This window comes from Serinicoccus sp. CNJ-927, assembly GCF_001942435.1.
Lineage (GTDB): Bacteria > Actinomycetota > Actinomycetes > Actinomycetales > Dermatophilaceae > Ornithinicoccus > Ornithinicoccus marinus.
The window spans coordinates 16,157-37,018 of record NZ_MKKF01000011.1 but is presented as its reverse complement, the minus strand read 5'-3'; the positions used below and the strand labels follow the sequence as shown (position 1 = coordinate 37,018).

Annotated in this window: 18 protein-coding genes and 2 pseudogenes; 6 read left to right on the top strand and 14 right to left on the bottom strand. The window is 73.0% G+C overall.

From position 1 onward, the window contains the following. Positions 1-6 precede the first annotated feature (6 nt). The 5 genes from BJF86_RS04140 to BJF86_RS04120 all read right to left on the bottom strand — a co-directional run bounded on the left by BJF86_RS04140 (position 7) and on the right by BJF86_RS04120 (position 3,959). Positions 7-1,170 carry a DNA polymerase III subunit delta' gene (locus BJF86_RS04140; RefSeq protein ID WP_075817092.1) on the bottom strand — a complete coding sequence of 388 codons (1,164 nt, stop codon included), beginning with the start codon at positions 1,168-1,170 and terminating at the stop codon, positions 7-9. Further along, positions 1,167-1,826 (bottom strand): dTMP kinase, encoded by a 660-nt coding sequence (gene tmk, locus BJF86_RS04135; protein WP_075817091.1) that lies wholly within the window; start codon positions 1,824-1,826, stop codon positions 1,167-1,169. The genes BJF86_RS04140 and tmk overlap by 4 nt, the downstream gene beginning before the upstream one ends. Positions 1,827-1,893: 67 nt before the next feature. Beyond that, complete coding sequence (locus tag BJF86_RS04130; RefSeq protein ID WP_075817090.1) at positions 1,894-2,520, bottom strand: hypothetical protein; 627 nt, start codon at positions 2,518-2,520, stop codon at positions 1,894-1,896. A gap of 112 nt (positions 2,521-2,632) precedes the next feature. Further along, the gene (locus BJF86_RS04125) at positions 2,633-3,406 is read right to left on the bottom strand and encodes a MerR family transcriptional regulator (protein ID WP_075817351.1); all 774 of its coding nucleotides are present in this window, start codon (positions 3,404-3,406) and stop codon (positions 2,633-2,635) included. Between the two features lie 43 nt (positions 3,407-3,449). Continuing rightward, a complete protein-coding gene (locus tag BJF86_RS04120) occupies positions 3,450-3,959 on the bottom strand; it encodes an Lrp/AsnC family transcriptional regulator (RefSeq protein WP_022925451.1) in 510 nt (169 codons plus the stop codon). 86 nt (positions 3,960-4,045) lie between these two features. Between BJF86_RS04120 and BJF86_RS04115 the strand changes: the two are divergent. Continuing rightward, positions 4,046-4,162 (top strand): annotated as a pseudogene (locus BJF86_RS04115) (prolyl oligopeptidase family serine peptidase); the annotation flags it as partial. On the opposite strand, the gene BJF86_RS04110 reads toward BJF86_RS04115, so the two are convergent. The 3 genes from BJF86_RS04110 to BJF86_RS04100 all read right to left on the bottom strand — a co-directional run bounded on the left by BJF86_RS04110 (position 4,122) and on the right by BJF86_RS04100 (position 7,360). Continuing rightward, a complete protein-coding gene (locus BJF86_RS04110; protein WP_237768100.1) occupies positions 4,122-6,143 on the bottom strand; it encodes a S8 family serine peptidase in 2,022 nt (673 codons plus the stop codon). The pseudogene BJF86_RS04115 and the gene BJF86_RS04110 overlap by 41 nt on opposite strands. A 347-nt stretch (positions 6,144-6,490) precedes the next feature. Continuing rightward, a complete protein-coding gene (locus BJF86_RS04105; RefSeq protein WP_158068370.1) occupies positions 6,491-6,781 on the bottom strand; it encodes a hypothetical protein in 291 nt (96 codons plus the stop codon). A gap of 63 nt (positions 6,782-6,844) precedes the next feature. After that, positions 6,845-7,360, bottom strand: coding sequence for a winged helix-turn-helix domain-containing protein (locus tag BJF86_RS04100; RefSeq protein WP_237768079.1), 516 nt, complete (start codon positions 7,358-7,360; stop codon positions 6,845-6,847). 169 nt (positions 7,361-7,529) lie between these two features. Between BJF86_RS04100 and BJF86_RS04095 the strand changes: the two genes are divergently transcribed. Next, a complete protein-coding gene (locus tag BJF86_RS04095) occupies positions 7,530-8,735 on the top strand; it encodes a trans-sulfuration enzyme family protein (RefSeq protein ID WP_075817086.1) in 1,206 nt (401 codons plus the stop codon). A 28-nt stretch (positions 8,736-8,763) separates the two neighbouring features. Here the strand turns inward: BJF86_RS04095 and topA are convergent, their stop codons facing one another. Then, entirely contained in the window at positions 8,764-11,466 is a 2,703-nt protein-coding gene (gene topA / locus BJF86_RS04090) for a type I DNA topoisomerase (RefSeq protein WP_075817085.1), read from the bottom strand. A 140-nt stretch (positions 11,467-11,606) separates the two neighbouring features. Between topA and BJF86_RS04085 the strand changes: the two genes are divergently transcribed. Then, positions 11,607-12,353 carry a hypothetical protein gene (locus BJF86_RS04085; RefSeq protein WP_075817084.1) on the top strand — a complete coding sequence of 249 codons (747 nt, stop codon included), beginning with the start codon at positions 11,607-11,609 and terminating at the stop codon, positions 12,351-12,353. Between the two features lie 6 nt (positions 12,354-12,359). On the opposite strand, the gene BJF86_RS04080 is transcribed toward BJF86_RS04085, so the two are convergent. Both BJF86_RS04080 and BJF86_RS04075 read right to left on the bottom strand, forming a co-directional pair. Beyond that, positions 12,360-13,769 carry a methyltransferase gene (locus tag BJF86_RS04080; RefSeq protein ID WP_237768078.1) on the bottom strand — a complete coding sequence of 470 codons (1,410 nt, stop codon included), beginning with the start codon at positions 13,767-13,769 and terminating at the stop codon, positions 12,360-12,362. 95 nt (positions 13,770-13,864) lie between these two features. Further along, positions 13,865-16,173, bottom strand: a pseudogene (locus BJF86_RS04075) (sodium-translocating pyrophosphatase). A 164-nt stretch (positions 16,174-16,337) separates the two neighbouring features. Between BJF86_RS04075 and BJF86_RS04070 the strand changes: the two are divergent. From BJF86_RS04070 to BJF86_RS04060, 3 genes are all read left to right on the top strand, one after another. Beyond that, a complete protein-coding gene (locus BJF86_RS04070) occupies positions 16,338-18,671 on the top strand; it encodes a DEAD/DEAH box helicase (RefSeq protein ID WP_075817349.1) in 2,334 nt (777 codons plus the stop codon). A gap of 114 nt (positions 18,672-18,785) precedes the next feature. Continuing rightward, on the top strand, positions 18,786-19,247 hold the full coding sequence (locus BJF86_RS04065) for a hypothetical protein (protein WP_075817082.1): 462 nt from the start codon (positions 18,786-18,788) through the stop codon (positions 19,245-19,247). 55 nt (positions 19,248-19,302) lie between these two features. After that, positions 19,303-19,944 (top strand): hypothetical protein, encoded by a 642-nt coding sequence (locus BJF86_RS04060; RefSeq protein WP_075817081.1) that lies wholly within the window; start codon positions 19,303-19,305, stop codon positions 19,942-19,944. Here the strand turns inward: BJF86_RS04060 and BJF86_RS04055 are convergent. From BJF86_RS04055 to BJF86_RS04045, 3 genes are read right to left on the bottom strand one after another with little or no spacing between them, the layout of a single operon-like run. Beyond that, complete coding sequence (locus BJF86_RS04055) at positions 19,859-20,296, bottom strand: Rv3654c family TadE-like protein (RefSeq protein ID WP_158068369.1); 438 nt, start codon at positions 20,294-20,296, stop codon at positions 19,859-19,861. The genes BJF86_RS04060 and BJF86_RS04055 overlap by 86 nt on opposite strands. Further along, on the bottom strand, positions 20,293-20,622 hold the full coding sequence (locus BJF86_RS04050; protein WP_052327859.1) for a TadE family type IV pilus minor pilin: 330 nt from the start codon (positions 20,620-20,622) through the stop codon (positions 20,293-20,295). Before BJF86_RS04050 ends, BJF86_RS04055 begins: the two co-directional genes overlap by 4 nt. A gap of 31 nt (positions 20,623-20,653) precedes the next feature. After that, entirely contained in the window at positions 20,654-20,857 is a 204-nt protein-coding gene (locus BJF86_RS04045) for a DUF4244 domain-containing protein (RefSeq protein ID WP_022925439.1), read from the bottom strand. Positions 20,858-20,862: the final 5 nt, after the last annotated feature.

Below are 20,862 nucleotides of genomic sequence, written 5' to 3'. Positions count from 1 at the left end.
GTCCTCTCACCCCCGGGGCAGGAGCAAGCCAATCATCATCGCCTCCAGGACCAGCAATGGCGCGCCGTTGGCGATGAGCCGCTGCCGCGCCTCGCCGATGGTCTCCAGGGCACCCAGCAGCTGCTCGGCGGTGAAAGAACGTGCGAGCGTCGCGATCTGCTCCGGCTCGCTGGCGTTGACCAGGTCGACCGACGCCCCGGTGGAGACGAGCAGCGCGTCCCGGTAGACCGAGGCGAGGTCGGTCAGGGCAGCATCGATGCTGTCGTGCTGCTGCCGCTTGGCCTCGGCCTTGAGCCGGTCGTCCAGCCGCCTCAGGTGGGCCCGGACCGACGGCGGCTGGGTCCGTGCCGACGGGTCGGCGCCGAGCTGGGTCAGCAACTCTTGCCGCTGCTCCTCGGCATGGTCGGCCGACGTGGCCTTGGCGCCCTCCCCGGCCTCGTCGACCAGGTCCTGCGCCGACCGCAGCGCGTCGCCGAGGGAGGTGAGCGTCACCGGGATCGAGGTGATCTCGCGGCGACGCGCCCGTGCGTGCTCGTCGGTCGCGAGACGCTTCGCGATGCCGATGTGGCTCTGACCGGCCCTGGCGGCGTAGTGCGCCATCGAGGGGTCGATGCCGTCGCGCTCGATGAGCAGGTCGGCGACGGCGGCGGTCGGCGGTGTGCCCAGCCGCACGTGCCGGCAGCGTGACCGGATCGTGACCAGGACGTCCTCGAGGGAGGGGGCGCAGAGCATCCACACCGTCCGCGCGGTGGGTTCCTCCAGCGACTTGAGCAGCGTGTTGGCGGAGAAGTCGTTGAGCCGGTCGGCGTCCTCGACGATGACGACCCGCCAGCGCCCCAGGCTCGGCCGGGCCTGCGCCTCCAGCACCAGCTCGCGAGCCTCGTCGACCTTGATGAACGTCTGGTCGGTGTCGACGATCCGGACGTCTGGATGGCTGCCACCCATGACCAGCCGGCACGGCTGGCACTCCCCGCAGCCGACCACCTCCGGTGCGGCCGGCGCCCGCTCGCACTGCAGCGCGGCGGCGAAGGTCCGCGCCGCCACCGACCGCCCGGATCCCGGTGGCCCCGTGAAGAGCCAGGCGTGGGTCATCGCCGCGGGGTCGGACGCGGCCCGGCGCAGGGTGTCCACGACGCGCTGCTGGCCGACCAGCTGGTCGAAGACGCTCACGCCCGCCCCACCAACCCGGCGACCCGCTCCCGGACCGCGGCCTGGATGTCGTCGCGGTCCTGCTCCCCGTCGAGCACGAGGTAACGGCCGGGGGCCTCGGCGGCCAGGTCCAGGAAGCCCTGGCGCACCCGGTCGTGGAAGTCGTCGTCCTCCCGCTCGACCCGGTCGTGCAGCTCGCCGCGACGCTGACGGCCCCGCTCGGCACTGACGTCGAGCAGCACGGTCAGGTCGGGCAGCAGCCGCTCGACCGCCCACAGCGAGAGCTCGCGGACCTCCTCGTGCCCCAGGGCGCGCGCCGCGCCCTGGTAGGCCACGGAGGAGTCGAGGTAGCGGTCGGTGATGACGACCTGGCCGTCCTCGAGCGCCGGCCGGACCACGGTCGCCACGTGGTGCGCACGATCGGCGGCAAACATCAGCGCCTCGGCGCGGGGGCTGACCGAGCCGTCCTCGCCGTGCAGGACGAGCTCGCGCAGGGAGCGACCCAGGGTGGTGCCCCCGGGCTCACGGGTGCGCAGGACGGCATACCCCTGCTCGCGGAGCCACGACGCCAGCGCGTCGGCCTGCGTCGACTTCCCCGCCCCGTCGCCCCCCTCGACCGCCACGAAGAGCCCGGGCCGACGTCCGCGTCGCGCGTCAGGGCTCGGCTGGTCGGTCACGTGGGAAGCCTACGGGACGGGTATGACGCTCCCTCCCGCCATCCACAGCGTCCTCCTCCCCCGTCGGTCAGGGCGCGTCGCCCGTCGCGGTGCCATCGTCCGCGGGGGCAGGAGCCTCGGTCACCGTGGCCTCGTCGGAGCCCGGGGTCGCCGTCTGCTCGCTGCCGTCGGCGACCGTCCCGCCGCCGTCGTCGCCGAGCACGCTCACCATGGCGGCCAGGGCCGCGACCCCGATGACCATGCCGGCCGCGCCGAGGACGACCGTGCCCCGTGCACGGGTCAGCTTGTCCACGAGCACACCGGCCGCCTTGACCGTCTCCTGGACGATGGTCCTCGCGCCCATCGCGGCACCGTGCATCTCCACCTGGGCGACCGGCTCCGCCTCGGCCCGCCTCTTCAGGACGGCGCGCGTCTCGATGAGGGCCAGCACGCCGGCCGCGATGAGCGCGAGGCTGGCCACCCACAGCGCCAGCAGCACGACGAGCACCGTGGCGCGCTGGGCGAACGACCCGTCCACCCAGCTGGAGTCCTCGACGACCTGGGCCGTGCCGGTGAGGTCCACGCGTGCGACCGCCCGGGTGAAGATCCAGGTGGAGGCGACCGCCGCCACGAGGCCCGCACCGGCGGCGACGCCGGCCACGTCGCCGCTCCACTCCCCCGGCACCACGGAGACCTTCGACGTGTCCTCTGACATGGCACCTCCGGGTCACGGGTCGGGGCGTGCGAGAGCCCAGTGTCCACCCGGCGGCCCCTCACCCACAAGGGTGAGAGGCCGCCCGGTCTCCCGGCCTCGGTCCCGCCCGGTCTCAGCCCCGCGCGGCGTTGGCGACGGCGGCGTCCCGGACGAACTGCGCCAGGCCCGGGGCGATGTCCTCGTAGGTCTTCGTGAACCTCGGGTCGTCGACGTACATCTGCGCGATGCTCGCGTGCATACCGCGCGGGCAGTCGTAGAACCACCGGCAGATCTGCTGTCGCGCCTCCTCGGCGGCGTCCATGGCCGCCTCGGAGTCTGCGGGCTCGCCGCCCTCGAGCAGCTCGACGAAGCGGGCGTTGACCTGGTCCTGCTCGACCTTGATCTGCTCCCACTGCTCCTTGGTGTAGCTCTTGGTCCGCCGGCTCGACTCCTTCCAGGCGTCGGTGTCACCCCAGCGCTGCTCGGCCTCGGCCTGGTAGTCCTCGAAGTTGTCGGTGAAGTTGTCACCGAAGATCTCTCGTTGCTCCTCGCGGGTGATCTGGTAGCCGCTCATCTCACTCTCCATCGCTGCGTCGATCGACCGCACGAGCTCGGTGAGCTCGCCGATCCGGTCCGTGATCGCGGACCGCTGCCGCCGAAGGTGCTCCAGGACGTCCGCGTCCTGCTCCAGCAGGGCCGCGACCTCCTCGAGCCCGAAGCCGAGGCGGCGGTAGACGACGACGTGCTGCAGCCGCGTCAGGTCCTCCTCGGTGTAGAGGCGGTAGCCGGCGAAGCTGCGCTCGCTGGGGACGACGAGACCGATCTCGTCGTAGTGGTGCAGCGTGCGCACGCTCACGCCGACCTCCTCGGCCACCTGGCCGACGGTCAGCAGCTGCAGGTCCGTCATCTCGATCACGCTCCCGAGCCTGGGGCCTCACGGTGCGTGAGGGTCAAGCCCGTTCCGGGACGGGGACCTCCTCGGCGGTCATCGTGCCCCGCCCGTGGAGAGACTCGAAGATCAGCGAGGTCTCCGCGTGGAGGACGCCGGGGCGGTTGGTGAGGTGGTCGAGCACGAAGTCGCGCAGGGCGTCCGCGCTCGGCACCGCGACGTGGACGTAGTAGTCGATCGCGCCGGAGACGTGGTAGGCGCCGAGCACGCCCGGCAGCTCGGGCACCTCCCGGGTGAACTCCTCGAAGTTCGCCCGGCGGTGCCCGCCGAACCGGATGGCGATCATCGCCTCCACCGGCCGGCCGACGGCCACCGGGTCGATGTCGGCGTGGATGCCCCGCACGACCCCGCGCTCGCGCAGGGAGCGCACCCGCACCAGGCAGGTGGACTCGGCGATGCCGACCTCGCGGGCGAGCGTGGCGTTGGACATCCTCCCGTCCACCTCCAGGAGGCGGACGAGGGCGAGGTCAGTGTCGTCGAGCGGCTTGTCGTCACGAGGATTCTTCGGCATGCAGCACAGTATGCCTGCCTGCGCCGCAGATGGCGCAGCCCGGCCGTGCAGGGGTGGGCAGCGGCCGGGCTGCGGTCCGAGGGGCCGCGGCGATGGGCGGCTCCTTCGGCGGCTACATGGCCAACTGGATCGCCGGGCACACCGACCGCTTCCGGGCGGTCGTCACTCACGCCTCGCTCTGGGCCCTGGACGGCTTCGGGCCGGGGTGTCGCGGCTGGTGCCGCGGTCCTCCGGCACGTCCAGGCTGGTCACGGCGGCGCCGCTCACCGCGGAGCCGTCCGCCGAGGCGGACACCGAGCCCACGACATACCCACCGTCACCGGTCGGGTCGCAGCTGCGGGAGCCGACGACGCTGTCGTCGACCTGCCAGAAGAACGCCCACACGGCCTCGTGGTAGTGCCACCGGAGCCGCACGTCCGCCTCGCCCTGCGCCATCGGGAGCGGCACCCTCACCTCGACACCCTCCTGCGGGGTCGTCCAGGTCGACACCGTGGTCCAGCTCTCGCCGCCGTCGGTGCTGACGTCGAGGTCGGCGATGTCGCCGAGCGGGATGTATGCCTGGGCGAAGCTGACGCTCGGGTTCTCCAGGCCGCTGAGGTCCATGACCGGCGAGACCAGGGACGTGTCCTGCTCCCCGTCGGGGCCGTAGGCGTCGGAGTTGACGTAGGCGAAGGCGCCCTCGCCACCGGTGAGGTTGCCGGTGCCGCCGCCGTCCTCGTCCACGGCCCAGACCTGGCCGTTGTCCAGGTTGTCCTCGATCTCCCACCCGTCGGGCAGCACCCCGGCGTCGAAGCTCTCCGCGAGGACGACGCTGTCACTGGCGGTGTAGCCGGGTGCCGTGCACGAGTCGGGCAGCACCGTGGGCGAGAGGTCGACCACCGTGTCGGCCTCGACGAGCACGTCCTGCTCGACCACCTCATAGCCCGGGTACTGCACCACGGCCTCGAGGCGCACCTCCTCGCCGACCGGGACCTCGAGGGCATACCCGCCGTCGAGGGGGTCGGTGAAGGTGGCGAGCGACTGGCCGGCCACCGACACCTGGGCGTAGAGCGGGAAGCCCGCGCCGGAGCCGTCGGTGACGGTGCCGCTGACCGTGGCCGTCTGCGCGGGCTCGAGGGCGAAGTCCTGGGTGGCCGTCCCGTCCTCGGGCACGGTGACGTCGGCGGACTGCTCCAGCCAGCCGAAGCGAGAGGCGGTCAGGGAGTAGTCCCCGGCGCTGACGAGGGCCTGGTAGGCGCCCTGCCCGTCGGTGGAGAGCATCCGCTCCACCGGGCCGGCGACCTCGACCTCGACGCCGGCCAGCGGCTCACCGGTCGCCGCGTCGGTCACCGTCCCCTCGACCACACCGACCGGTCCCCGGGGTGCGGCGTCGAGCAGTGCCAGGGCGTCGAGCCGGCCCTCGCCGAAGACGTTGTTGTCCTCGTCGGTGCCACCGCACTGGTCGTCCGGGTTGTCCGTCGCGGTCCCGTCGAGCAGGGACGTGGTCGTCTCGACGTCACCCACGAGCTGCGGGGAGCTGGCCCACAGCAGCGCGATCGCCCCCGCCACGTGCGGCGAGGCCATCGAGGTGCCCGAGTAGGAGGCGTAGCCGTTGCCGGGCACCGAGGAGCGCACCGCCGTGCCGGGCGCCGAGATGTTGGGCTTGGTCTCCCCGTCCTGACCGGTCCCGCGGCTGGACGTCGGGTTGATCTCGTGCGCCGCGTCGTAGTTGCCGACCGAGTAGTTGATGATGCGGCTGCCGGGCGATCCCGAGGTCTCGCAGCCCGGCCCGATGTTGCCGTTGGCCCACACCCCGAACTGGCCCGCCGCGGCCCAGGCGAGCGAGACGTCCTCCATGAAGGGGTCGTCGGAGGGCGACGTCGTGCCCCAGGAGTTGTTGATGACGTGCGGCCGCATCGCTGGGTCGGGGTCGGAGCCGTCGGTCCGGGTCGGGGCCAGCATCCACTCTCCCGAGCTGATGAGCGCCTCGTCGGTGGGGCAGCAGCCGTTGGCGGAGATCCAGCGCGCCCCCGGGGCGACGCCGATCTGGTTGTCGCCGCCGTCGTCACCGACCATGGTGCCGGTGACGTGGGACCCGTGGCCCTCGAGGTCCACCGGCTCGTCCGGGGACACCCCCGCGGCGTCGAACCAGTTGTAGTCGTGGTCGAAGGTCCCGTCCCCGTTGTTGCCGCGGTATGCCCCCACCAGCGCCGGGTGGTCGAACTGCGCCCCGGTGTCGATCGAGCCGACGACGATCCCCTCCCCGGCCACGCCGTACTCGGCCCAGACGTCGTCGGCGTTGATGTCGGCGACGCCCCACTCCACCGCCGCCGGTGCGGGAAGGTCGGAGGGGGCGGGCTCCACCTCGGGGAGCTCGTAGGACACCGTCGGGTAGATCCCCTCGACCTCGCGCTCCCCGGCGAGCTCCAGGGCCAGGTCCTGGGACCCACCGGTGACGTGGACCGCGTTGGTGATCCAGTGGGACTCGTAGGTGGCGCCCGCCTCGTCGAGCCGCCGCAGCACGTCCTGCTGGCTGTCCTGCGCGGTGCTGGTCAGGGCGTCGTAGACCCCTGACCACGGGCCCCCCAGTCACGGACGTCCTGGAACGGGCTCAGGTCGGCCCGCTCCCCCAGGCGCACCCAGAAGTCGACCCGCTCCTCCTGCTCGAACTCCTGGGCCAGCGCCTGCTCGATCTTGTCCTGCGCGTCCGGCGCCGGGGCCGCCTGCACCGGGGAGGCGACGAGCGTGCCGCTGAGCAGCAACCCCGTCCCGCCGATCCCCGCGACCACCCTGCGCCATACCCCTGCACCCATGTCGTCCGCCTCCCGGTCAGCACTGCTCACCCCTGTGGGTGGTGCTGAGACTAGGGAGTGTCGCGGCCGACGACAACGGGCGGACCGGGGCAGTTATGGGGCAATCGGCTCGGGCGTGCGGCCCTGGTCGGCGACGGTGCAGACCGCCTGGAAGCCGGCCCCGCGGACGGTCCGGATCTCCAGGGGCATACCGGCCAGGGCCAGCTTGCGGCGCAGCCTCTTGATGACCGAGCGCACCTGCGCCCCGTCGCCGACGTAGCCGGTCGCCCACACGTCCCGGGTCAGCTCGGCGATCGACCAGACGTGCTGGTGGTCCGAGCTGAGCAGACCCAGGGTCTCGAACTCCAGGGGCGTCAGCCGCAGGACGCGCCCACCCCACACCACGGTGCGGTGCTCGGCGTCGAGGTCGACGCCGATCCCTCGCGACGGGTATGCCGCACCCCCCGCACCGGAGCGCAGCAGCTCCCCGGCGTTCTCGCGGGAGGTGGCCAGCACCACGGCGACATCGCCGGGCACGCTCGCGAGCAGCCGCTCGCGCTCGCGCCGGGTCGCGGCGACCACGACCACCATCGGCCGATCCGCCGTCGACCTCCGGGATGAGACCGTCATCCGCTTCCCCTCCGCCGATCGAGACCTGACTCTAGAGGCTGGCATGCTCGTCCCGCCAGACCTGCGGCAGATCTCCTCTATATACGCAGTTATCCCCGGTCCATGGCTATATCGACGTAGATCCACCGTTGATCTTGACTCTGACACGCAGATTCTGCATCCTGGGCCCATGACACCGCAGCACCCCGACCTCGACACCCGTGCCGTGCACGCGGGCCGCGCCGACCTCACCGCCCTCGGCGTGCACGTGCCCCCGATCGACCTGTCCAGCACCTACCCGCTGCCGGACGTCGAGAGCGGTGGCGAGGCCTACGACCAGATGGCCGGCGGGGGTCAGCGCCTCGAAGGGCAGTCGGCGGTCTACCAGCGGCTCTGGAGCCCAGGGGTGGCGCGCTTCGAGGACGCGCTGGCCGAGCTCGAGGGGGGCGAGGCGGGCATCGCCTTCGCCTCCGGCATGGCGACCCTGAGCGCCGTCCTGCTCGCCTGCGTCGGCGCCGGGACCCCGCACGTCGTCGCGGTCCGCCCGCTCTACGGCGGTTCGGACCACCTGCTGGCCACGGGGATGCTCGGCACCCGCGTCACGTGGACGGACGCGGACGGGGTGGCTGCCGCGCTCGAGCCGGACACCGGGCTGGTCGTCGTGGAGACCCCGGCCAACCCCACCCTCGACCTCGTCGACCTGCAGGCCGTCGTCGCCGCCGCCGGCGACGTGCCGGTGCTGGTCGACAACACCTTCGCGACACCGGTGCTGCAGCGCCCGCTCGAGCTCGGCGCGACGCTGGTCATGCACTCGGTGACGAAGTTCCTCGCCGGGCACGGCGACGTGCTGGCGGGGGCCGTGGTCACGTCCGAGGCCTGGGCGCAGCGCATCCGCCCGGTGCGCGCCGTGACCGGCGCCGTGCTCCACCCGCTGTCCGCCTACCTCGCCCACCGCGGTCTGCAGACCCTCCCTCTGCGGGTGCGGGCCCAGCAGGAGGGCGCCCAGGTCCTCGTCCGGTGGCTGCGGGGAAACCCGGGCGTCGAGCAGGTCTTCTACCCCGGCTCCGACGGCGACCCGACCCGGTTGATCGGCCGCCAGATGGCCGGTCCCGGCGCGGTCCTGGCCTTCGACCTCGGCAGCTACGAGGCGGCCGCCGCGGTGGCAGGCTCCTGCCGGCTCATCACGCACGCGGTCTCGCTCGGCGGGGTGGACTCGCTCATCCAGCACCCGGCCGCCCTGACCCACCGCCCGGTGGCCGACGAGGCCAAGCCGGGCGCCGGCATACTCCGGCTGTCCGTGGGCCTGGAGGCGCCCGAGGACCTCATCGCGGACCTGGACCAGGCGCTGCTCGAGGCACGCCTGGCCCCGCGCGAGATGGAGACGGCCTCCCGCTGACGAGCCCGGGGGCCGGGTGCGCCCACCCTCAGGACTTCTTCGCCGGGGCCTTCTTCTTCGCCGGCGCCTTGCGGGTGGTCTTCTTGCGGGTGGTCGGCCCCTTGGAGCGCTTCTCGGCGATGAGCTCGAAGGCCCGCTCCTCGGTGAGCGTCTCGGGGTCGTCGCCGCGACGCAGGGTCGCGTTGGTCTCCCCGTCGGTGACGTAGGGCCCGAACCGGCCGTCCTTGACGACGACCTTCTTCTTCGAGACCGGGTCCTCGCCGAACTCGGCCAGCGGCGGCTTGGCGGCGCCACGACCGCGCTGCTTGGGCTGGGCGTAGATCGCGAGGGCCTCCTCCAGCGTGATGTCGAAGATCTGCGCCTCGGTCTCCAGCGAGCGGCTGTCGGTGCCCTTCTTGAGGTAGGGGCCGTAGCGGCCGTTCTGGGCGGTGATGTCGACACCCTCCGCGTCCTGGCCGACCACGCGGGGCAGCGACAGCAGCCGCAGCGCCTGGTCCAGCTCGATGGTCGCGAGGTCCATGCCCTGGAACAGGGAGCCGGTGCGCGGCTTGACCTTGGCCTTCTTCTTCGCACCCTTGCCGCCGCCGTCGCCCTCCTCGTCCTCGATGACCTCGGTGACGTAGGGACCGTAGCGGCCGTTCTTCGCGACGATCTCGCGCCCGGTCTTGGGGTCGGTGCCGAGCACGCGGCCGTCGTCGGCCGCGGCCGCGAGCAGCTCCTCGGCCTTCGCCGCGGTCATCTCGTCCGGCGCGATCTCGTCGGGCACGGTGGCACGGCGCGGGCTCTCGCCGTCCTCGCCGGGCAGCTCGACGTAGGGACCGTAGCGACCGACCCGCACGACGGTGCCGTCGCTCGTGGTGACGGCCGAGATCGCGCGGGCGTCGATCTCGCCGAGGTCGGCCACGAGGTCGCGCAGGCCCTCGGTCGAGGTCGCCTGGTCACCGAAGTAGAAGCGCTGGAGCCAGGCGACGCGCTGCTCCTCGCCGTTCGCGATCCGGTCCAGGTCGGTCTCCATCGAGGCCGTGAAGTCGTAGTCCACGAGCCGCGGGAAGTGCTGCTCCAGCAGCTGGGTCACGGCGAAGGCCAGCCAGGTCGGCACCAGGGCCGAGCCCCGGCTGTGCACGTAGCCGCGGTCCTGGATGGTGCCGACGGTCGCGGCATACGTGGACGGGCGGCCGATGCCGCGCTCCTCCAGCGCCTTGACCAGGGTCGCCTCGGTGTAGCGCGCCGGCGGGCTGGTCTGGTGCCCCTGCGCCTCGGCGCGCAGCGTCTCCAGCGCGACCCCCTCGCTCAGCTTCGGCAGACGCATACCCATCGCGCTGTCCTCGCCGTAGCGGCTCTCGTCGCGGCCCTCCTCGTAGGCCGCGAGGAACCCGCGGAAGGTGATGACCGTCCCGGAGGCGGAGAACTCCGCGCTGGAGTATGCCGTGCCGCCGGCGCTCGTGCCCTCCGGCAGGGTGGCGGTGAGCTTGACGCTGGCGGTCGACCCCTTGGCGTCGGCCATCTGGGAGGCGACGGTGCGCTTCCAGATCAGCTCGTAGAGGGCGTACTCCCCGCCGCGGATCTCCCCCGCGACCTGGGCCGGGGTGCGGAAGGAGTCACCGGCGGGCCGGATGGCCTCGTGCGCCTCCTGCGCGTTCTTGGATTTCTTGCCGTAGACCCGCGGGCTCTCCGGCACGAAGTCGGCGCCGTACATGTCGCGCGCCTGGCTCCGAGCGGCGCTGACCGCCTGACTCGACAGGTTGGTCGAGTCGGTGCGCATGTAGGTGATGTAGCCGTTCTCGTAGAGCCGCTGCGCGGTGCGCATCGTGCTCTGGCTGTTCATCCGCAGCTTGCGCGAGGCCTCCTGCTGCAGCGTGGAGGTGGTGAACGGCGCGGACGGACGGCGCGTGTAGGGCTTCTCCGAGACCTCGCGCACGACGACGTCGGCCTCGCGGGTGCCGGCGGCGATCGCCTCGGCCGCCGCCGCGTCGAGCTGCACGGCGTTGTTGGTCTTGAGCGTCCCGTCGTCGGCGAAGTCGCGGCCGCTGGCGACCTTGGAGCCGTCGACGCCGGTGAGCTTGGCCTCGAAGCCCTGGCCGCTGTTGCCGCCCGGGGCGAACTCGCCCTCGACGTCCCAGTAGGACGCGACCTTGAAGGCCATCCGCTCCCGCTCACGCTCGACGACGAGCCGGGTGGCGACCGACTGCACGCGGCCGGCGGAGAGTCCCTGCTTGACCTTGCGCCAGAGGACGGGCGACACCTCGTAGCCGTAGAGCCGGTCCAGGATGCGCCGGCTCTCCTGGGCGTCGACGAGGTCGGTGTCCAGCTCGCGGGTGTCTGCGACGGCGCGCTGGATCGCCTCCTTGGTGATCTCGTGGAAGACCATGCGACGGACCGGCACCTTGGGCTTGAGGACCTCCATGAGGTGCCAGGCGATGGCCTCCCCCTCGCGGTCCTCGTCGGTCGCGAGGAAGAGCTCGTCGGCGTCCTTGAGCGCACGCCTCAGCTCGGTGACCTTCTTCTTCTTGTCGCCGTCCACGACGTAGTAAGGGTCGAAGCCGTCCTCGACGGCGATGGCGAACTTGCCGTAGGGACCCTTCTTCATGTCGGCGGGGAGCTCGGAGGGATTGGGCAGGTCTCGGATGTGGCCGACGCTCGCGTCCACCCGGAAGTCCGTGCCGAGGTACTCCCCGATCTTCTGCGCCTTCGCCGGCGACTCGACGATGACGAGCTTGCTGCCTGTTGCCACGCGTGCGCTCCTTCGCCCCGTGTGCCGCGGATTCGTCGCGACGCCCGACACGGGGACCTCGGGCAGCACCGTAACGCATGCACGGCCAACGGCTACGCTGACTTCTCATGACGGCTCGCGGCTCGACGCGGAGGACAGGTATGCACGGTGCACGGCGGCTGCGCCCCGGCGCTGCGGCGCTGGCGGTCGCGGCGGTGCTGCTCACCGGGTGCGACGGCGAGGACGGCGGGCAGGACACGCCCGACGGCGGGGCGAGCACCCAGGGCGAGCAGGAGGGTGCTCAGGGGTCGGGATCCGAGGACCAGACCGACGACGCCGCCGAGGGTGAGGCCTCCGGCGAGAGCGAGGAGGAGGCCGAGCCGGCACCGCCGCCCACGGAGCCGGCCGACATCCAGCCCGCGGCCGGGGACCGCAGCGTCAGCGAGGACGGCGGGACGATCACCGTGCAGGGCGACAGCGCCGCCTTCGTGACGCCCAGCGGCAACATCGCCTGCGTGCTCAACGGCCCGAGCGCCACCTGTCAGCTGCTGGACAAGACCTACGACGCCAACGCCGAGCACCTCGTCGACGACAGCCTCGGGGACTGCGACATCGCCTCGGCCGACGCCATGGTGCTCACCGACGCCAGCGGGGTCTGGACCTGCCCGCCCGAGCCGCTGGCCCCCGCCGCCGGTGCTGTCGCCGGCGGGTGGTGGGCCGACGAGGTGGGCGCGCCGACCACCGGCGTGGAGGACACCGACGCCGCGGTGCTGGAGTACGGCCGGACGCTCGCCGTCGAGGGCGCCTCCTGCCAGTCCAGCGAGGACGGGGTGACCTGCCGCAGCTCCGAGCTGGGCCGGCAGTTCTTCATCGCCCGCTCCGCCTACCGCTTCGGCCAGGCGCGCTGATCTCCCTCAGCGCAGCAGGCCGTCCCTGACCAGGTTGCGCAGGGTCGGCAGCACCGCGGTGTGGATCGTCCCGGGCTCCTGCTCGGTGAGCACCGCGAGACCAGCACACAGCTGTCGGGCGGTCAGCTCCCCGTCGCAGGCACCGACGAGGCCGGCCCCGAGCGTGTCGAGCCGCACGGTCCGGCGCAGCCCGTCGCCCTGACGCACCTGGATGACCTGCGGGTCGTCGCCACCGGGCACGCCGATCCGCTCCTCGGTGACGTCCGGCGCCACCTGCCAGGCGGTGTCCAGGAGCGCGTCGTCGTCGTGCTCGGCCAGCCACGTCCTGGCACGCAGACCGGCCAGCACGGCCGGCCCCATCGGGCTGGCGACCGGGGTGCGCACGTCCATGAGGTCGGTCCACGACTCGCGCCTGGTGAGCGGACGCTGCACGGTGACCACCCCGAAACCCAGCCGCTCCACGCCCCGGTGCGCGAAGTCGTCGAGCCACGCGGCATACATCGCGTCGAAGTCGGCCGTGCCCGGCTGGTGCCCACCGTCGCGGATCCAGGTCTCGGCGTAGTCGGCCACGTCCTGCACCTCGCGCTGCACCACCCACGCGTCCAGCCCGATCCCGTCGAACCACGCCCCGACGTGGTCGGTCCATGCCTCCTGCGGCCCCAGCTCCCAGTTGGCCAGGAGCTGTCCGATCCCCCCGGGACGCAGGTGTGCGGCCAGGTCCCGCACCAGCCCGGCCACCAGCGCGTCCCCGGCCTGCCCGCCGTCGCGGTACTCGTAGACCGGCACGTCCGGGTCGCGCGGGGTGATGACGAAGGGCGGGTTGCTCACGACGAGGTCGAACTGCTCGTCGGCGACCGGGTCCAGCAGGCTGCCGGGGCGCAGGTCCGCGTCGACCCCGTTGAGGTCGAGGGTGAAGCGGGCGAAGCGCAGCGCCCGCTCCGAGAGGTCGGTCGCGACGAGGTATGCCGCGTGCCCGGCCAGGTGCAGCACCTGGACGCCGCTGCCGGTGCCGATGTCGAGCGCGCGCTCGACCCGGGGGCGTGGGGTCCAGCTCGACAGGGTGGTCGAGGCACCGCCGATCCCGAGGACGTGGTCGGTCGGGAGCGGACCGCCGGTCGCCATCTCGGAGCGGTCCGAGACCACCCACCACCGCTCCTGCTCGGTCGCGTAGGGACGCAGGTCGCAGGCGGCGACCAGGTCCGAGCCGGACCGGTGCCGCGCCACCAACCGGAGGGCCAGCAGTCCCGAGGCACCGGTCCGGGGCAGGGCGCGGTCCAGCTCGCGAGCCGCGACGCGAGCGCCCAGGGCGAACAGCCGGCACAGCACGGCCACCGGGTCCTCGGACCCCTCGGTGGCCCGCAGCGCGGGCAACGGCTGCTCCCGGTGCAGCGCCGCCACGGCCACCGGCCCCAGCACCTGCGCGAGCCGGTCGACGGTGTAGTCGGCGGCCTCCAGGTCGGCCCGCAGGTCGGCGAGCGCCGCGCCGTCACCGCTCCCCGGCGGCGGGAGGCTCAGCTCTCCACCGCCCGTGCCGGCTCGCTCTCGCCGATGGCGATGTCGCGCCGCTTGGAGACCATCACGGCCCCCACGATCACGGCCATCGCGACGAGCGCGATGCCCCAGCGGACCAGGTCGTTGGCGCCGTCGCCGTAGGTGAGGCCGATGATGGCCGGCGCGATGAGCAGGGCGACGAGGTTCATCACCTTGATGAGCGGGTTGATGGCCGGGCCCGCGGTGTCCTTGAACGGGTCGCCGACGGTGTCACCGATGACGGTCGCTTCGTGCGCGGGCGTGCCCTTGCCGCCGAAGTTGCCGTCCTCGACGATCTTCTTGGCGTTGTCCCAGGCGCCGCCCGCGTTGGCGAGGAAGACCGCCATGAGGACGCCGGTGCCGATCGCCCCGGCGAGGTAGCCAGCCAGGGCCCCGACCCCGAGCCCGAAGCCGACGGCGATCGGGGCGAAGACCGCGAGCAGGCCCGGGGTGGCGAGCTCGCGCAGCGAGTCGCGGGTGCAGATGTCCACGACGCGGGCATACTCCGGCTTCTCGCTGTAGTCCATGATCCCCGGCTTCTCCCGGAACTGCCGACGGACCTCGAAGACGATGGCGCCCGCGGCCCGGGTGACGGCGTTGATCGCCAGGCCGGAGAAGAGGAAGACGACGGCGCCGCCGATGAGGACGCCCACCAGCGCGCGCGGGTCGAAGACGAGGAAGGACTGGAGCACCTCGCCGCTGGCGTCGCCGGCAGTCTCCAGCGCCTGCAGGATGGCGTCCAGGTAGGAGCCGAAGAGCGCCGTGGCCGCGAGCACCGCGGTCGCGATCGCGATGCCCTTGGTGATCGCCTTGGTCGTGTTGCCGACCGCGTCCAGCTCGGTGAGGATCTGGGCCGCCTCGCCGTCGACGTCGCCCGACATCTCGGCGATGCCCTGGGCGTTGTCGGAGACGGGGCCGAAGGTGTCCATCGCCACGATGACGCCGACCGTCGTGAGCAGCCCGCACCCGGCGAGCGCCACGAAGAAGAGCGAGACGATGAGCGAGCCGCCGCCGAGGGTGAAGATCGCGAAGATCGCCGCCGCGATGGTGACCGCGGTGTAGACCGCGGACTCCAGGCCGACCCCGATGCCGGAGAGCACGACGGTGGCCGGGCCGGTGAGCGAGGTGCGCGCCACGTCGTTGGTGGGCTTGGTCTCGGTGCCGGTGAAGTAGCCGGTCAGCCAGAGGATGAAGGCGGCCAGCACGATGCCGATGACGACGGAGGCGGCCCCGCCCACGGCGGCGTTGATCTGCTCCCCGCCGGCCGACCCGTCCTGCAGCGCGAACCCGCCGGTGACGTCCAGCGATGCCGGCAGGAAGACGAAGGCCGCGACGACCGAGGCGACGGCCGCGATGGCCGCGGAGATGTAGAAGCTGCGGTTGATGGCCTGCAGGCCGTTCTCCCCGGCCCGGGCCTTGGTGATGAAGACGCCGATGATCGCGGTGATGACGCCGATGGCCGGGATGACCAGCGGGAAGACGAGGCCACCCTCGGCGCCGAGCGCGGCGGTGCCGAGGATGAGCGCCGCCACGAGGGTGACGGCATACGACTCGAAGAGGTCGGCCGCCATGCCCGCGCAGTCCCCGACGTTGTCACCCACGTTGTCGGCGATGGTGGCCGCGTTGCGGGGGTCGTCCTCGGGGATGCCGGCCTCGACCTTGCCGACGAGGTCGGCGCCGACGTCGGCCGCCTTGGTGAAGATGCCGCCGCCGACGCGCATGAACATCGCGAGCAGGGCCGCGCCGAAGCCGAAGCCCTCGAGCACCTTGGCGGCGTCGCCTGGTAGACGAGCACGACGACCGCCGCGCCGAGCAGGCCCAGGCCGACGGTGGCCATCCCGACGGTGCCTCCGGTGCGGAAGGCGATCCGCATGCCGTCGTCCCGGCCCGTGGTGCGCGCCGCCTCGGCGACCCGCATGTTCGCGGCGGTCGCGAGGTTCATGCCGAGCCAGCCGATGAAGGCCGAGAAGCCGGCGCCGAGGAGGAAGGCGACGGACCGGCCGATCCGGATCCACATGTCGTCCGCGGGCAGCGCCAGGAGGAGCACGAAGGCGACGACCGCGAAGATGGCGAGGGTGCGGAACTGCCGCCCCAGGTAGGCCGACGCGCCCTCCTGGACGGCGCTGCCGATCTCCTGCATCGAGCCCGAGCCGGGGGAGGTCGCCAGCACCTCCCGGCGGAACATGAACCCCATGACGAGGGCGACGAGGGCGATGCACAGCACCACGATGACGATCGAGGTGTCGGCACCCGAGAGCGAGACCTCGCTCGCGGCAGCGACTGGGGACATGTGTGCCTCCTGGAACGGCCCGCACCGTTGCGGGCGATGGCGCGGACGGACCCGCGGGACATCGGTCGGATGTGATCACTGTAGTGATCACCGGCCCCAACTCCTAGCACCCGCCGCGATGCGCAGCGGGTAGGTCGGCGGCCCCGCGTAGCGTGGGTCACGAGATGGACCACCTGGAGCAGACCGACGTCGACCCGCGGGCCGTCCTGGAGCACCTGTCCCGCGGTGCCCGGGCCGACCGGCTGGTGCACGTCCGCACCGTGCCGGCTCGCGAGGGCAGGGTGGTCCCCTGGCCCACGTGGTGCGCGCCGACCGTCACCGCGGCGCTCCACGGCGAGGGCATCCACACGCTCTGGGAGCATCAGGGCACGGTCGCCGAGCTCGCCCACGCGGGGCGGCACGTGGTGGTCGCGACCGGCACGGCCTCGGGCAAGTCGCTGGGCTACCTGCTTCCGGTCCTCACAGCTCTCAGCGAGGGCACGGGAGCGGTCACCGGCCGCGGCGCGACGGCGCTCTACCTCGCCCCGACCAAGGCCCTCGGCGCGGACCAGGAGGTACGGCTCCACACGCTCGCCGTGCCCGGCGTGCGGGTCGCCCGGCTCGACGGCGACACCCCGGGCGAGGAGCGCCGGTGGATCCGGGAGCACGCCCACTACGTCCTCACCAACCCCGACCTCCTGCACCACACGCTGCTCCCGGGGCACGAGCGCTGGGCGCCCTTCCTGCGGGCGCTGCGGTATGTCGTGGTCGACGAGTGCCACGTCTACCGCGGGGTCTTCGGCGCCCACGTCTCGGCGGTGCTCCGTCGGTTGCTGCGGGTCGCGGCGCGCTACGGCGCGGAGCCGACGGTGATCCTGGCCTCGGCCACCGTGGCCGCGCCGGACGAGCTCGCGAGTGCTCTCGTCGGGCAGGAGGTCACCGCGGTGACCGCGGACGCCTCACCCCGCCGCGAGCGGGTCGTCGCGCTCTGGGATCCCGGCCGCACCGACGACGGACGGCGGCGCGGAACCGCCACCGAGACGGCCGACCTGCTGGCCGATCTCGTGGGAGCGGGCGTGCAGACCGTCGCCTTCACCCGCTCCCGGGTCGGGGTGGAGCACGTCGCAGCGCGGGCGCGGGAGGCGTTGGAGGCGAGGGCGGCCTCGTGCTCCGGGAGCGCGGCGCCCCAGGTCGCCGGCTACCGCGGGGGCTACCTGCCGGAGGAGCGCCGCGCCCTGGAGTCCTCGCTGCGCGACCGCACCGTGATGGGCCTGGCGGCGACCAGCGCGCTGGAGCTGGGCATCGACATCGCCGGGCTCGACGCCGTCGTCATCGCCGGCTGGCCGGGGACCCGAGCCTCCTTCTGGCAGCAGGTGGGCCGCGCCGGTCGCCGCGGCGCCTCATCCCTGGCCGTCCTGGTCGCCTCCGACGACCCGCTGGACAGCTACCTGCTGCAGCACCCGGAGCTCGTCTTCGACGAGCCGGTGGAGAACTGCGTCCTGGACCCGGAGAACCCCTACGTCCTGGGGCCGCACCTCGCTGCGGCCGCGGCCGAGCTGCCGCTCACCCCCGAGGACGCGCGGTGGTTCGGCCCCGGTCTGGCAGGCCTGGCCGAGCAGCTGGTGGTCGGTGGGATCCTCCGGGCACGCCCCACGGGGTGGTACTGGGCCCGCCCGGACCGGGCCAGCGACCACGTCGCGCTGCGTGGCGTCGGGCAGACCGTGCAGATCGTCGACGGCCGCAGCGGCAGGGTGCTCGGCACCGTCGACGAGGCGCGTGCGCTGAGCACCGTCCACGAGGGCGCGGTCTATGTGCACCAGGGCGAGCCCCACGTCGTCACCGAGCTCGACCTCGACGCATCGGTGGCGCTGGTGGTCGCGGGCGATCCGGGATGGAGCACCCGGGCACGGAGCGAGAGCACCTTCGTCATCCGGGAGACCTCCGTCGTGCAGCCGTGGGGGGCGGCCACGCTGGCCTCGGGCCGGGTCGAGGTCACCACCCAGGTCACCTCCTTCCAGCGGGTGCTGAGCGACGGCACGGTGATCGGCACGCATCCGCTCGACCTGCCCTCACGCACCCTGGTCACCCAGGCCGTGTGGTGGACGCTGCCGCTGGAGGAGCTGGCCCTGGCCGGGGTCGGTGAAGCGGGCGTGCCGGGGGCGCTGCACGCCGCGGAGCACGCCTCGATCGGCATGCTCCCGCTGCTGGCCACGTGCGACCGGTGGGACATCGGCGGCGTCTCGACCGCCCTGCACCCCGACACCGGGCTGCCGACGGTCATGGTCTACGACGGTTACCCGGGGGGCGCGGGCTTCAGCCGGCGTGCCTTCACCGAGGCTGCGGAGTGGCTGACGGCCACACGCGACCTGATCGGATCCTGCGGCTGCACCGACGGCTGCCCGGGGTGCGTGCAGTCTCCCAAGTGCGGCAACGGCAACGAACCGTTGGACAAGCGGGGCGCGATCGCGGTGCTGGACCACCTGCTGAGCGAGCGCACCGTGGTGGTCCCCGCCCGTTAGCCGAGCGGGGTCAACCGGCCGAGCAGCCGGGCCGGCTGCGGTACTCTCTGCGCCCAGGGGGACCCGCCCGGCCCTGCCGGACGCGGACCGCCCGCCGCTCACGAAAGGACCGTCATGGTTGTCTTCGGTGTCATCCTCCTGCTTGTGGCGCTCGCCGTGGTGATCTACATGTGGCTCGCCACCCAGGGCATGGACCCCGTCGCCATCTCCCACGGCGTGCTCAACGTCGAGATCACCCCGATCTGGCTGTTCGTCGTCGGGGGGATCACCCTGGCCGCGGCGACGAGCGGGCTGTGGTTGCTCGCCGTCGGCACCCGCGCCAAGGCACGCCGCGCCAAGGAGGTCCGCGAGCTGCGACGCCAGGCCACCGAGTCCGACCGTCGCTCTGAGCGGCAGCAGGACGCCGCGCGGTTGGGGCGCGACTCGGGCGCGGCGCGGTCGGGCGCCGGCGGCTCTGCGTCCGGGTCGGCTGCCTCGGACGAGCAGCCGATCCTGCCCCGGTCCGGTGGCGATCGTGCAGCGGGGCGCACCACCGGCACCGGCCCGGGAGAACAGCGGTCCCCCCGCTCCACCTGACTGTCAGCGGCCAGGTCGACCCGAGCAGGGGGCCTGCCTCGGCCTCGACCCGGGGGTGGCGGCCCCGGTCGCCTCGCTGGGGCAGAGCCTGTCGAGCGAGCTGGCCTCGACCCTGGAGCCCCTGGTGCACCGGTCGGCCGGGGTGCTGACGACCCGCATGATCCACGAGACCGCGACCCTCGACGCCCAGGGTCACCTGCGCGGCGTCACCACTCGGCTCGTCGTCGAGGCGGCCAGCGGCTTCCCGGACCGTTACATCGCCGTCTACTTCGGCGTCGAGGGCTCCTCGTCCGGTCTCCTCAGCATGCGTCACACCTCCGGCTGCCGGGTCGGTCGGGTCCGGCGGCACGCCACCGCGCCGATCATCGCCGCCGAGATGCTCTTCAGTGCGCCGCTCATGCCCGGGCAGCATCATGTGCTGGAGGACGAGACCACCGACCGTGGCCGGGCCATGGCCCCCTTCTACTCACGATTAGTCCCCAAGGGCACGTCCTCCGCGGTCCTCACCGCGGTCTTCGACGCTGGCCGGGTGCCCGCGCGCTGCTTCGGGAGGTTCGGCGACGAGGAGCCGCAAGAGGTGAGCCTGGGAGCGGACCTGGCGGCCCACCTGCTCAGCGTCGAGCAGGGGGCGGCCTCCCTCGAGCTCTCCTGGGAGTGGGGCGGGATGGCACGGTCCCGGCGCGTGCCCTCGCGGTGACGGTCCACGGGGTGGCGGGCACCGACCTGCGCACCGAGACCACGACCTCGGGCCAGGCACCGCCGGACGGCTCCCACGCGCAGGCCACCAGTCGAGCCCGGTGCTGATCGACGACCTGCCCGGCCACCGCGCAGGCCCCTGGCGGATCCACACCCTGCACCACCTCGCCGACGGCGGCCAGGGAGCCGAGGTCGGCGGCCGTGCGCGCCTGCTGGCCGGCCACGAGGACGGCCACCAGCCCGAGGGCGAGCACCAGGACGGTGACCACGCCCAGGACGAGGCCGATGCCGAGCACCGTCGCCGAGCCCGTGTCGGGGTTCGCGTCACGACGGCGGTCCACCCCCGGCCTCACGGCGCCGCTCCTGGCTCCCACACCGCGCGCGCAGAGGCGTGCGCCGCCGGGAGTGCTGGTAGCAGCCGCGCCCGGGACGGCGCGTGGACCTCGACGGTGACCGCCTCGGCGTCCCGGCCGAGGACGACGCTCGAACCCTCCGGTGCCCGAGCCCGCGCCAGCTGCTCGACGACGGCCGTCTCCTCGCCGCGGGACGCGGCGCGCGCTGCCACGCGCGCCGCGTCCTCACACCGCACCTGATCGACCCCCAGACTCAGGGCGGTCAGGCAGATCGCGAGCACCAGCAGGACCGCGGGGACGGTGAGGGCCAGCTCGGCGCTCACCATCCCCCTATCCCGGGTCCGCGCCCGCGACGACTCACAGCGACACCGAGAGCGCGGTGGTGATCACCGAGGTGACCACCCCCTTGACGGCACCGGACTTGAGGATGGCGAGCAGCACGGCGGCGAAGGCGCACGCCGCGATGGTGCCCACGGCATACTCCGCGGTGGTCATGCCCGCCTCCCCGCGGTGCCGCAGCTCCCTGACGGCGTCGCGCAGGCGGATGGTGGTGTTCTTCATGTTCC